Below are 14,748 nucleotides of genomic sequence, written 5' to 3'. Positions count from 1 at the left end.
CATGGTATTTAATTATATAAAAATTGCATTTAGAAGTTTACTTAAAAACAAAGGCTATAGCTTCTTGAATATTTTTGGACTAGCCATTGGTATTACCTGTGCAAGCTTAATTTTTCTTTGGGTTGAAGATGAGATGAGCTTTAATAATGCATTTGAAAAACAAGATCAAGTATATATTATTCCTACAAATCAGAGTTATGAGGGAGAATGGCGTACATTTTATTCCACCCCTGGGCCTCTAGCACAAGCCATGAAAGATGAAATTCCAGGAATAGTAAGAGCAACGCGTTCAAGCAGTGAAGAACGTATGTTTACAGTTGGAGAGAATGTTATTAATAGAAGAGGGAGATATGCAGATGCCGATTTCTTAGAAATATTTAGCTTGACATTTATTGAAGGAAATGCCAAAGATGCTTTTTCTAACCCAGAAGCAATAGTACTTACAAGAAAAACCGCAGAGGATCTTTACGGTAAAAATGTAAAAGTATTAGGGAAAGTTTTAAGAGTTAATAATACTGATAATTATTTAATTACTGGTGTTGTAGAAAATCTTCTAGAAAATGTATCTTTTCCTTTTAGTTGGGTGGCTCCCTTTGAGCGTTATAGAGATGGTGCAGAATGGATGACTGAATATGGTAGCTTCTTTTCAGATACTTTTGTTGAATTGTCGCCTGAAGCTGATTTTGATACTGTTGATGCACAAGTCCGTCAAATTCTTCAAGAGAAAACCGAAGAGAGTGATACGTATGCTTTTTTGCATACCATCAAAGATTGGCATTTGAGATCTAAATTTGAAGGTGGTGAAAAAGTTGGTGGCCGAATAACTTATGTGCGGTTATTTTCCATAATTGCATTAATCATATTACTTATTGCCTGCATAAATTTTATGAACCTATCAACAGCTCGTAGCGAAAAACGTGCGAACGAAGTTGGTGTGCGTAAAGCTATGGGTTCAGGACGTTCACGATTAATTATTCAGTTTGTTTCTGAGGCATTGATACTATCTTTTATAGCCACGTTATTTAGTGTATTCTTACTATTAATACTATTGCCTCAATTTAATCTATTAATAGAAAAAGATTTAATATTAGGATTATCTAACCCAATACATGTACTAGTTCTATTAGGAATTACATTGATTTGTGGTGTTTTTGCAGGCTTATATCCAGCATTTTATTTATCATCCTTTAAGCCTGTTGAAGTTTTAAAAGGAGTTAAAGCAACTCATGGTTCGGCAACATTTATACGCAAAGGATTAGTTGTAGGACAGTTTACAATATCTATTGTATTTATTATAAGTACGATTTTAGTATATCAACAAATTCAACATGTTAAGAATAGAGATTTAGGTTATGATAAAGACCAATTGATCTCAATGAATGTTAATGGTACCATGATTGAGAAGTTTTCGGTTATAAGGCAAGATTTGATAAACACAGGAGTTGTTAAAGATGCTACATTGAGTAATTCTCAATTGTTACAAGGTGGAAATAATGGATCAGGTTTAGAATGGACAGGCGGAACCAATACAGAAGACGTATTAATTTCCTTTAGGTATGTAAGCTCAGATTTTTTGAATACTACAGGAATGGAATTAGTTGAAGGTAGAGGGTTTAATAAAAATGTTGATGCTGATAGTACAAATGTGATGATTACTGAATCTTTTGCAAAATTAATGGGAGAAGGGAGTGCTATAGGTAAACAAGTTACAAGAGGAGATACCTATACAGTGGTTGGTGTTGTAAAAGATTATTTATATGGAGATATGTATGGCGCTAGTGATCCAGTATTATTTTTTAACTACCATAATTATGCACGATATTTTTATATAAAAACGAATTCAGATATAGCAGCAGGAGAGATGCTTTCTGAAGTTGAAGCTGTATTAAAAAAGCACAACCCAGCTTTTCCTTTTGAATATACATTTGTAGACGAAAGGTTTAATGCGAAGTTTAAAAGCGAACAACTTGTTGGTCATCTTTCACAAATATTTGCATTGTTAGCAATATTTATTTCATGCTTAGGGCTTTTTGGTTTGGCTGCTTATACAGCAGAACAACGAAGTAAAGAAATTGGAATTCGAAAAGTGTTAGGAGCCAGCGTATCTACTATTATTAAGTTACTATCTAAAGATTTTTTAAAACTAGTTTTTATTTCAATTTTAATTGCAGTTCCAATTGCGTGGCTAACAATGAGTAACTGGCTTCAAGATTATGCATATCGTATAGAAGTTAATTGGTTGATTTTTGTTATTGCAGGAATAATGGCAACACTTATTGCTTTAATTACTGTGAGCTTTCAAGCAATAAAGGCAGCATTGGCAAACCCAGTAGATAGTTTAAAAACAGAATAAATATTAAAATATATTATGAAAAATTTAAAACACATAGCATTTGTGGTATCAATTTGTATATGTCAAGTTGCATTGTCGCAAACAGCAAAAGAAGTAGTATCCTTTAATAAAGTAATTATCAGCCCACACATCGAGACCACATTTGTGCAAGGCGATGAAGAATCCGTTACAATTCTAAACAGTACAGAACCTGAGAATAAAATAAATATAGAAGTAAAAGGAGAGACACTTAGGGTGTATTTAGATGATGCTAAAGAAACTACTAAGCATGAAAAAATTGTGAAAAATGGAGTGAAGATGAAGGTGCCAATTTATAAAGGTAAAGTCTTAACTATTCTTGTTACTTATAGAAGCATTAATAATTTATCATTACGAGGAGAGCAAAAAGCTGTTTGTGAAAGTTTGATTGATGTAGAAAAATTTGACTTAAAGATTTATGGAGAATCTCAGGTAACTTTTAATGAAGTAAATATTAAAAATTTTGATGTTGATGTTTATGGAGAAAGTCAATTGACAATAAAAAAGGGTAATACTGAGAATCAGTACATAACTGCTTTTGGAGAAGGAGAAATTAATTTAGTTGAAGTGGATAATAAAACCTCAAGACTTAAAGCTTATGGAGAAGCTGAGTTTAGAGTGCAAGCTTCAAAGAGAATAAAATTTACTGCTTATGGAGAAGCTGAATTATATCATAAAGGAACAGCAGAAGTAAGCAAAGGATTGAGTTTTGGAGACTCAAAAATAAGTCGTATCGATTAATAAAAATATCGACAAAAAATGGCAAATAAACTATTAAGCTTAAACGAAGCAACAAAAACTGTTAATTCAGGAAGTAATAAAGTCACTTTACTAGATAATATTGATTTACAAGTGACAGAAGGTGAGTTTATTTCATTAATGGGACCATCGGGTTCTGGTAAATCTACACTTCTAAATTGTATCGGAATGTTAGATAGTTTTACAGGAGGAGGTTATACCTTTTTAGGTGAACCTGTGCACAGTATGAAAGAAAAAAATAGATCCAAATTATATAAAGAATACATAGGCTTTGTATTTCAAGCGTATCATCTTATAGACGAGTTAAACGTTTGGGAAAATATTGAAACCCCTTTATTATATAAAAATGTAAAATCTTCTGAGCGTAAGGCACTCGTAGCAGATATGTTGGATCGGTTTAATATTGTTGGAAAGAAAGACTTGTTCCCAATTCAATTAAGTGGAGGTCAACAGCAATTAGTTGGGATTGCTAGAGCATTGGTTGGAAAACCTAAATTGATTTTAGCTGATGAACCAACAGGAAATTTAAACTCAAAGCAGAGTACAGAAATCATGGAACTGTTTTCAAAATTGAATAAAGAAGGGGTAACAATTATTCAAGCCACACATTCAGAAGACAATGCGTCCTATGGTTCAAGAATTGTAAACCTGCTAGATGGTAAAATAGTTTCATAATAAAATAATAATCATGAAATATAGACAAGTAATATTTGCCTTGATAGTATTGATGTCCTTGGTTGGACACGCTCAAGATATAAATCGAAAGAGTTATTCTCTGGATGAGTGCATATCAATTGCATTAGAGAATAATCTTGATTTAAAATCAGCAAATTTAAGAGCTAATTCTACAAAAATTAACCATCAGCAATCAAAAGCCAACTTATTACCGAGTGTTAACGGAGACTTTAATATAGGTGTTAACGACGGAAGAAGTATTGACCCTTTTACAAATGATTTTATTAATCAGGAATTGACATTTTCTAATGCTAGATTGAATTTGGATGCCATAATATTTAATGGGTTTAGATTAATTAATACTGTAAGGCAAGAACGCTTAAATAGACAGGCCTCAGAACAAGAAACAGATGAAGCAAAGCAAAATTTGATATTAGAGGTGACCTTAGCTTATTTGCAGGTTCTTAACAATCGTGATGTGTTAGAGCTGGCTAAAAAGCGTCTAGATGTTACTAATAATCAATTGCAAAGACAAGAAGAAATCTATCGAGAAGAAGTTGGTAATCCAGCAGATTATACAGATATAAAAGCTCAGAAAACCCTTGACGAAACTAATATACTTAACCTAGAAAGTGCGTTGAATAATTCTAAACTTAATCTGAGAAGATTGCTTAATTTGGATGAAAATATTTATATAGAGACCATTGATTTGTTGATAAATTTTGAGCGCTATGAGCTGTCTTCTGAAGATGTATTTAATGATGCTTTAAATAGTTTAGCAACTATTAAAGCTAAAGAAACAAGGGTGGAAGCTGCAAAAAAAGGAATTAGTATTGCTAAAGCACAATTTACACCACAAATATCTGCTTTTGCTGGCTTGAACACGAACTATTCTAGCTTAGCAGAAACGTTTTCGGCAACAGGCTCAAACATTATTGAAACTGGTGATTTTGTAACCATTAACAATCAAGACACTCCCGTTTTAAGAGAGCAAACAGTCTTTAATAGTAACAAAATTAGTTATAAAGACCAGTTTGATAATAACTTAAGTACTGTTGTTGGTGTATCTGTTAATTTACCGTTATTTAATGGTTTTAGAGCAAAAAATAATGTCGCTCTTGAAAAAATTAAATTTGAAGAATCTCTTATTGAATTAGATAGAACTCGACAAGAAATTAAAAATACGATTGATCAAGTTTATTTTGATATGAATGCTAGTTATATGCGTTATCAGAGTTTGGTAAAACAAGTTGAGGCGTTTAATGAATCGTATCGAATTAATGAAGTTAGGTTTAATAATGGCGTGTCAAACTTTTTGGCTTACATCACTAGTAAAAATAATTTTGATAATGCCAAAACTAATCTTGCAAATGCCAAATATGAATATTTATTACTAGTTAAGATTTTAGAATACTATAGAGGCAATTTTTAACCAAAAAACCTCCAACCAAAAAGGTTGAAGGCTTTACTGTACTCAAGGTGGGAATCGAATAAGTGACTTTCTTATTTTTTGAATAATGAAAACCTTATTCTATTTTTTTATTTTGTTAACAGTTGTGCCAAATTTGTAACCTTACTATTAAAAGCACTATAATGCTTAATAGCTTAGTTTTTGTATTGGGAAATAACTCTATACCAAAACATAACATATTTTAGTTAGATAATTTCATCCTATAGCATATTATTATTACCAAGGACTACGATTACTAGTACATGCACAATCACTTATGCCTCTTAGGAAGTCTAGTCCGATAGTAACTACGTGAGTACCAGAATTATATGCAGATAATCCATTAGTGGTAAACTGATAAGCATATCCAAAATAGAATACAGATTGTTTAAACCCAACCATTGGACCTATGTTAAGCGGTTTGAAAAATTGATCGTTAAGAAAACGATACGATATGCCTCCCCAAAAATAACTTTCATCTTTGCCAAACTTTCTAAGTTTCATATTTACATCTGTGCTTGAACGATTATCACTCGTGAAATATTGAAAATATACTGAAGGTTCAAACTCAATGCCACCTTCTTTAGCTTGACCATACGTATAACCTGCATAGAATTGATAGTTTAATAATAAACTAGGCTCTAATACTCTAACGTTTTCATCAATTTTTTTCTTTAAAATGTTATTAAGATTCAAACTAAAAAAGAATGCTTTGTATCTATATAGCGCACCAACATCAAAATTATTATTGTTTGTTCTTCTATCATCAGTAATAAACGGATCTATTATTGGGTTTTCTGGAGTTGTAACAAAGTTGTCAATATCAATCCTAAAATTATTAAAATTATATGAAAGCCCTAACGATAAATATTGCTCGGATACTAAATCTAAAACAAGATGATGTGCAAACGAAAATTTCGCTCCTTTTTGTATAGTATTTCCATTTCTGTCATTATAGAATGATAATCCTACACCAGAACGATCGGCAATTCTAAAATCTCCGTAAAACGATTGATTATCTGGAGCACCTTTAATTCCAACCCATTGTGTTAAGCCATTGGCTCTAAGTTTTAAATTATCTCCAATACCAGCATACGTAGGTGAAATAACAAAATTGTTATCTGCCAAATATTGTGTAAAAACAGGTAGATTTAATTCTTGTCCATAACTGTAACTTACAATTAAAGTTAAAAGATATATGATACGTTTTTTCATTTTATTAGTTTTAATGTTAAGGCGCATAACACCTTTTTTATTAGCGATACAAAGTGAAATGGCCAACAAAATGGCGATTATCATTCGTATCGTTTAATTTCACTACATACCAGTAATCTCCAGTTGGGAGTTCATTGCCATTGTATTTACCATCCCATTTGTCGCCTTGATTAAGCGTAGCTATTACACGACCATATCTATCAAAAATATCGAACGTAAGATTTGGGTATTGAGCCGTACAACCTGGCCCCCAATTATCTTGAACACCATCGCCATTAGGGGTAAAATAATTTGGTATACAAACATCTACATAGGTCATCTCAATTAAAGCAGTAGCTATACAGCCATTAGCATCAGTTACAGTGACGGTATAAGTACCAGTTTCATAAATAATAAATGTATCTGTACTTCCATAATCTTCTCCGTTTAACGTGTAATTATACGGTGTTGAACCTCCAGTAGTTGTAGCCACAATTTGATTTATTTCACCTTCATGTAATGTTAGTACTAGAGGGTCAAAATCAGGAATATCAAATAATTCAGTTCTTTGTATGCAACCGTTTGTATGTCTTACATCAATATAATGTCCTGTCCCTGCAGGTACATCAACAAACACGTTGCTAGCTTGATATGGACCACCATTTAATGAATAGTCTAAATCTGAAAGATTGGTGATACTATCATCAACAGTCACTGTGACAATATTTGAAGGTGCATTATTTACACAACCAAATTCTACTTCAACTTGTGGGTCTATTAACACTGATTCAGGGAATGAAATATTCCATTCCGATTCACAGCCAAGTGCATCACGTACATAAACAATGTGGTCGCCTCCAGCTAATCCAGTAAAATCAAATTGTGTTTGAGTTGGACCACCTATTGTATAAGTACCATTTATGTCATCTAAACTAACGCTGTATGGTAAATTACCTCCAAAGATGTCAACACTAAATTCACCGTCTAAATCACCATCGCAAATCTCAGGGAGTATAGAGCCTCCAACAATAGTAAGTGATACAGGAATTGGATCGTTTATTGTAAAATCAATAATCACAAAGCATCCAAGTTCATCTTGAGCGATAGCTTGATAAATTCCTGGAGCAAGATCTTCAAATATTGGTGATTCAAAAAATTGATTTAATTGTGGAGAAATGGCATATTTGATAATTCCAGTTCCACCAGAAGCAGTAATCTCAACCATTCCGTTATTGCTACCACTACAAGTGATGTCTGTTACTGTATAATTAGCAACTAGAGGTGACGATGGCTCAGTAATATTTATGATGTCTGATGTTGATAAACAATCACCACTTTCTACTTCTACTTGATAGGTTCCTGCTGGAAGATCAGTAAACACTCCTGGGCTATTTTGTGTTGGAGCTGGTAAAATATCATTTCCTGATCCATCTTGTAAGGTGTAAACGTAGCTTCCTAATCCACCTTCGGCAGTAGCTACAATAACGCCAGTATTATCTCCAACGCAATTAATAAAGATATCTGTAGCTTCTAAGTTAACATCCAATGTTGGAAGCGGATCAATTGTTATTTCGTTTGATACAGCAGAAATACATCCATTAGCATCTCTAACGTAATATTGATATGTTCCTGGAGTTACAGAAAATGTAGTTGATGATGCAAAAGACCCTAAAACAGTCGAAAAACTAGCATCATTACTATATGTGTAAGTTCCTGTCCCTCCTGAAGCACTTAATGTAAGCGTCGCATCAATTGTACAGGTTGGAGTAGTAGCTGCTACTAAACTAGCTTGTACTTGAGTTGGTTCATTAATAGTAATATCAGCTGAAATAAACTCACAATTATAACCATCAGTTACGACTACTTGATAAGTTCCAGCTCCTAGGTTACCGAACACATTCGATGATTGCGGACCAGACGTACTTACCGTAGGCGACAACATATTTAATGTATATGTATAGTTTGCACCTTGGCCACCAGTTGTGGTATTTGCTGTTATTGTTGCATTGTCATCTCCAAAACAAGACAATAGTGTTGTACTTGCTGTTACTGTTGAGGCAATTGGCGGTGGAATGTCTAGTGTTACAGTATCTGATGCTATACATCCTCCAGCGTCTCTAACATTTACTGTGTAAATACCAGCTGATAAGTTTGTAAACGTTCCATTTGCTGAGTAAGCAACTGTGGCTGCTCCAGTTAATTCATATTCGAAAGTTCCCCAACCACCACTTGCAATAGCAGTTATGGTACCACTATCATCATCACAGGTTACGTTTGATGTTTCAGTTGCAACTACTGTTAAAGCATCTGTTGGTGATGAAATAATAACACCTGTTGTATTAGAACAGAATGGGCTAGCAGTTTCAGTAATCACAACTGTGTAAGTTCCTGCAGTTAATCCAGTTACTATTTCTGGATTTGTTGAGGTGTTTGCTGAAACAACTCCAAAAACTGACGTACTTGTACTATCAAACACTTCATAGCTATAAGCACCTGAATAACCGCTTACATTTAATTCAAAAGCACCTGAACTATATCCATAACATGTAACTGCTGTTGGTGTTGTAGTTAAGGTTGGTAATGTTGCTTCTGGTACAACTATTTCTACATCTTCAGTACATAATGTTACTGTGTCAGTTATTGTCACTGTATATGTTCCTGATGGCACACCTGAAAATACATTGCCAACTAAGGTAATTGATGCTGGATTTGGACTTATAGCATAATTATAGGTTCCACTTCCTCCAGAACCTGTGATGGTAATTTGTCCATCATCATTATTACAAGAAGGCATCGTTGTTATATCTGGAATTATTCCTAAGGGAGCTTCAATATCTACTGATACTAAATTTCCACAACCGTTAACATCTTGAATTTCTATGGTATGCGTTCCTGAAGCTAAATTAGATATTGTAAATGGTGCAGTAAGCGTTTGGAATGCACCACCATCTATGCTATAGCTATATGGCGCTATTCCAGCGGTTGTTAAAGTTACATCTATTTCAAAATTTCCATCTGTAACTGTACATTGATTACTTACTGAAGTAGCAATTACTGGTTCAGGGTCATTTGGTAATACAATTACAGGAGTTGTTCTAATACATCCATAAGCATCTATAACATGCACATAATAGCTATTAGCATCAACGTTGAACACATTGGCAGATGCCCAAGATGGGTCTGTTGCCAATGGTGGTGTTGCTGAGGTAGTTAATTGATATAAATAAGGTGCAGTACCATCGGTAGCAATTGCACTAATAACACCTGAATTTGGGTTACAGTTCGCGTTTTTATCAACCGTTGCTGTGATATTTAAATCAAAAGCAGATTCTGTGATATTGAAAGGTACTGTAACAACAGAACATCCAGCATTTGGTCCAGTAGTTTCTGTAATCAATACAAAATAATTCCCAAATAGTAGAGAACCTAAATTGTTTATAGCTAACGACCCTCCAGCTGGAACTATGCCAGAACCAGAAACGCCAGGAATGATTGGTAAGGTTGATAACGAATCATATATTTCATAATCAACATTTACAGGCACACCATAAACACTATTTATAGTAAACGATACGTTTCCATCCGCACTACCAACACAGGTAATATTATTTGCTGTTAAGGCATCAGCTGTTAATGTTGAATTGGTTGGAATTGATGATGTGGCAGTTTCAAAATAACTACAACCAGTAGAGGCATCATAAACAATAAATGTATAAGTAACTCCAGGTAATAAACCAGTAAATGTATAAGACGAAGTTCCATTAGTAACCCAAGTTCCTCCTGGTGGAGCTGCTGGAATAACGCCTCTGTAAATATCAAAATAGAAAGGACCAGAACTAATTAATGTTGTACCAATACTCACTACGGCTTCTCCACCTAAAGCACAATCAACCGTTGATGTTATAGAAATGTCTAAATCATCTGGTGGTGAAGCTACTAAGACATCTTGAATTAATACAGAACAACCATTGGTATCAACCACATTGATTTGATATAACCCAAAATCAACTACATCAAACGTTGTAGATGTTGTACCAGAGGCATTAAGCTCTGATGCTGAATAGCCATTAGTTCCTGTAACAAAATAGTTATATGGTGCTGTTCCTCCAGTCACAACATCGATTATTATGGAACCTTGTGACACACCACTTGGGCTACAGGTAATATCTACAGTATGGTAGGTTACTAAAATGGGGTCAGGTTCGGTTATGGTAATAGTTTCAGTATCTGTACAAGATTTTGCATCTGTTAATGTTATTGTATAGTCGCCAGCAGGTAAACCACTTATTTGAGTTCCATAATCTGTACTAGTAGTAGTATTATAAACGTTAATTGTAAATGGTGGTGTACCAACACTTGGATTTATTGCTATTTGTATAGAGCCATTGGAATCTCCATTACATACATTTGGTGTTGATGTTACTGAACTTATTTCAGGCAACGAAATTGCATTCACCGTTTGCACACCTGATTCTGAAATACAACCATTAGCATCGGTTATTTGGAATTGGTATGTTCCATCTGTAGAAGCAGCGTAAATAAATGGAGACCCTGTTGCACCTAATGAGGTATAAGCACCTCCGTTTATAGATACTGCATAAGTAAATGGCGCAGTTCCTCCAGCAATTGTTCCAGTAATAATAGCATCAGGAGAGGCTGTACAATCTAAATCTTTTGTTAGAACTGTACTTACTGTCGTTGGAGGTAATGGAGCAATGGTATATGATTCGCTATAGGTACAATCATTAGCATCTCTCACTTGAAACGTATAAGTTCCTGGAGCAAGTCCTGGGAAAATAGTTGATGTTTGGTAAGGAGTTGCTGATACTGCTGGAGCAATAATTTGATACTCTAATGGAGCTGTTCCACCTGTAGTTCCTGTTATTGTGACATCTGAAGTAATTGACGGACAACTTAAAGGCGTATTGCTAAAAGTTAAATCGGTTGGTGGATTTAATACATCAATCGTTACAGGCGCAGCTATAAATGTACAGTTGTTATCATCTTGTATAGTTATATTATAAGTTCCTGCTGTTAATCCTGTAAAAGTATTTCCTGATTGAAAAGTAAATCCATCTATGCTGTACATATAAGGAGGTGTTCCTCCAGTAACTCCCGAAACTGTAATAATACCATTTGTGGTACATGTATAAGGTGTTGTTAATGTTGCAGTTCCATCAATGGCTGTTACTGCAGAGATAGTTACTGTTTGCGGTGTAGTTGCACATACATCTGTTCCTAATGTGTATTGAACCACTACATCATAATTTCCAGCCGCTAGTCCAGTAAAAACATTTGAATTAAAGAATGTTGTACCACCATCAATACTGTATTCTAAAGTATTTCCGTTAGGATTAGTGACGTTAATGCTAATTCCTCCAACATTTCCAGCATCTGAACATAAAATATCTGTTGTGGTGATATTAAAATCTGGAGCAGGAGCAACGTCAACTGTTATAGTAGTGTCTGCCGTACAGTTATTAGAATCTACAACTGTAATATTATAAATTCCTGGTGTTGTAACCGTAATTATTGGTGTTGTTTGGAAAACAGTTGTGCTATTAACAAAATAAAAGTAAGGTGGAGTTCCACCTACAGGATACACTGTAATTTCTCCATCGGTACACGTTAGAGGTTTTGTAAGTGCTGCTGTTGCTGTTAGTAAAGGAGGTTCAATAATTTCTATATCTCCAGTGTAAGTACAACCATCTTCGGTAGACACATTTATTGTATATGTACCAGGTGCTAAATTGCTAAACGTATAATCGCTAGGTACTATGGGTCCAACGCTATTAATGAGTGTAGCTCCTTGATAAATTGAAAAGAAATATTGAGGATCTGCATCATTAGCAGCAATATGTACACTCCCTAATTCACCATTACAATACGGTTGCGTAATAATTGTTGAAACCGTAAAATCTCTTTCTCTTATTTGTACATCAGGAACTGAAAAAATGCATGGGTTAGGAGAGACACCAATTTGTCTAATATAAACTGAATATATTCCTGGTGTAGCCACAGAAAAAATATTACTAGCTTGATAATTCACACCATCAATGCTATATTCATAGCCACTTGGAACATTGTTTACGACAATTTCTCCAGGTGTTGTACATACAATATCTCTTGAAGTAACTGTAGGTTCTAATAAATTGGTATAGACATTAAAATAGAATTGGTTAAAACAACCACCTTCATAATTTAAAGTTAGTCTGTATTGCCCAGCAGTATCCACTAAATAATCTGGTCCTGTGGCAACTTGATTCCATGTACAAGTAGCATCTTCGTTTGCACAATCTTGGTTTGCAACTGCAGAACAACTAGTTTCATCTAATTTTTCCCAAATCATTGATGTAGTGTCAGTAATTCCCGTTTGAATGAATCTTTCATCATTCGCACCACATAAAAAGATATTTGGAAGTTCTTTTCCATCATTTGGGCATATAACTATCTGGTCTGCATAAGGAATTATTGGATTAGGTACATTGGCTCCAAACGTTATAACATCATATTCTTGTTCTATAGACTGACAAGGTGCTGCTGCTGTATTGAATGAATAATATGTTCCTGTTGTTGTAACAGTAATAGATTGTGTTGTTCCAATTACTGGCGTACCCGTTGGACTTGTTGACCATGAATAAGAATCGTATCCATTAGCTGCAGTTAATGTTACACTATCACCACATAGAATGACTTCTTCCGAAAACGTACAGTTTAAATCAGCCAGAAAGTTAGTTGCAGCAGGTGTTAATAAACAACCCGTATTACTACTTAAACTTGGATCATCCGTAATTTGAAAAGTAGGGTTTAATGTTCCATAATACGTAGTAAATGCTTGATTGCTTATAATATTAGAACAAGCATCGCTAAGCAAACTGCAAGATTCTACAACTGTTACTTTAAATCTAATTTCAGAAACTGGATCATTTTCCTCAACTAAAGATTCATCAATTCTAAAAACAATTTCTTTTGTCGTTGGATTATAGCTATCCACAGTAACTCCAGCGGGTAATGAGACTATATCTGCTGGATAATTAAAAATAATATTAGTTGGTAGTACGTCTCTAATAGTAATATTCGTAGCATCATCATTTCCAGTATTTTGAAAGCCTATCACATAATTAAGCTCATCACCAAGATTTACCAACTGACCACCAATATTATTTCCAAAAGTATCTTCAACAATTTTGGTGAGTACAATGTTTGGTTCAATAATATCAACTGCCAAAGCGAAAAAATATGGAAAAAAAGTATCACCATCAGTTTCTAAGCGTACAGTTGCATTCGTTGCATCATTGGCAATAACTGTATTCCCAGGGTTTGGAACTACCATGACACCTGTGTCAAATCCTAAGGTATTTGTGCTATTAGGATTTCTATTGGTTACTGGTGTAGCATCTAATCGCGTTACCGAACTATTAAAAAAGTTATCTGCAGGTCTGTCTGCTGTTGAAAGGTTAACACTATTAAGCAATAATTGATCGCCTACAATGGGACTATCACCTTCTAAAGTTGCAAATGCAAAATTTGCTCTTACTGGAGCAGGTGCAGGAATTGTTCTGAAACCTGAAACTGGAATATCCAAAGCAGGATTTCCTCCTGGAACACTAATAGCACTAAAACCATCAAAACTGGTAATAGATTTTCCAGGCATAGTTGGGTCTTCATAAACAATAAATAATGACCAACCAGCCGAATGACCAGTACCATTAAATGGATCGTAAGTATCTGTTTGACCTTGAGCACTAGATACATTTGCAATTGTATAGGTACCAAGGTTAGTTCCATTACCTATACCTGTAACAATGGATGTTACATCAGCATATGCTGCGTAAGGAAAACTATCGCCACCATCTACAGAAGTACCATTAGCATTAAAAATTACAGTTCCAATTACATCATGATATGGACCAACTGGACCCTTAAATTTTACATCAGTAATTGATTCTGCTCCATTGGTAACCGCTCCCCAATATAATCCAGCATGAATGATTCTATAACAATTTGGATTTGGTATTTCTAAATCTGCACTAGAAGAATTATATGTTGACGCATCTGAATCAATGTCAATATATTGCATATTAACATTATGATTGTAAACTGAATTATCGTTAAATGCATTATTGTCTGGTCCTAAAATATTGTTACCAATCAAAACGATATCCCCTTTTACATCTTGATCAAATCTAGGAGTAAATGGAACATAGTTTTGTGCAAAAGACTGTATTCCAAAAAATAGTGCTAAAACAACTAGGCTGGTTTTTAAATAAGTAGGTTTTTTCATGGTTGTATATTTTTG

Annotated in this window: 6 protein-coding genes; 4 read left to right on the top strand and 2 right to left on the bottom strand. The window is 34.2% G+C overall.

Translation table 11 applies throughout. The annotated features are described in order from the left end of the window. Position 1 precedes the first annotated feature (1 nt). The 4 genes from HB672_RS11845 to HB672_RS11830 are packed head-to-tail and all read left to right on the top strand — an operon-like array spanning position 2 to position 5,237. The gene (locus HB672_RS11845; RefSeq protein ID WP_167769744.1) at positions 2-2,353 is read left to right on the top strand and encodes an ABC transporter permease; all 2,352 of its coding nucleotides are present in this window, start codon (positions 2-4) and stop codon (positions 2,351-2,353) included. Between the two features lie 15 nt (positions 2,354-2,368). After that, positions 2,369-3,112 carry a DUF2807 domain-containing protein gene (locus HB672_RS11840; protein ID WP_167769743.1) on the top strand — a complete coding sequence of 248 codons (744 nt, stop codon included), beginning with the start codon at positions 2,369-2,371 and terminating at the stop codon, positions 3,110-3,112. An 18-nt stretch (positions 3,113-3,130) separates the two neighbouring features. Continuing rightward, positions 3,131-3,805 carry an ABC transporter ATP-binding protein gene (locus HB672_RS11835; RefSeq protein ID WP_167769742.1) on the top strand — a complete coding sequence of 225 codons (675 nt, stop codon included), beginning with the start codon at positions 3,131-3,133 and terminating at the stop codon, positions 3,803-3,805. 13 nt (positions 3,806-3,818) lie between these two features. Next, complete coding sequence (locus HB672_RS11830) at positions 3,819-5,237, top strand: TolC family protein (RefSeq protein ID WP_244306615.1); 1,419 nt, start codon at positions 3,819-3,821, stop codon at positions 5,235-5,237. A 255-nt stretch (positions 5,238-5,492) separates the two neighbouring features. Here HB672_RS11830 and HB672_RS11825 read toward each other — a convergent pair whose 3' ends face one another. Together HB672_RS11825 and HB672_RS11820 are read right to left on the bottom strand one after the other, a co-directional pair. Then, the gene (locus HB672_RS11825) at positions 5,493-6,470 is read right to left on the bottom strand and encodes a type IX secretion system membrane protein PorP/SprF (protein ID WP_167769741.1); all 978 of its coding nucleotides are present in this window, start codon (positions 6,468-6,470) and stop codon (positions 5,493-5,495) included. A gap of 40 nt (positions 6,471-6,510) precedes the next feature. Then, on the bottom strand, positions 6,511-14,733 hold the full coding sequence (locus HB672_RS11820; RefSeq protein WP_167769740.1) for a T9SS type B sorting domain-containing protein: 8,223 nt from the start codon (positions 14,731-14,733) through the stop codon (positions 6,511-6,513). Positions 14,734-14,748: the final 15 nt, after the last annotated feature.

It is taken from the genome of Gaetbulibacter sp. S0825 (genome assembly GCF_011777505.1).
Lineage (GTDB): Bacteria > Bacteroidota > Bacteroidia > Flavobacteriales > Flavobacteriaceae > Pontimicrobium.
This window is presented reverse-complemented; position numbering and strand designations above follow the sequence as displayed.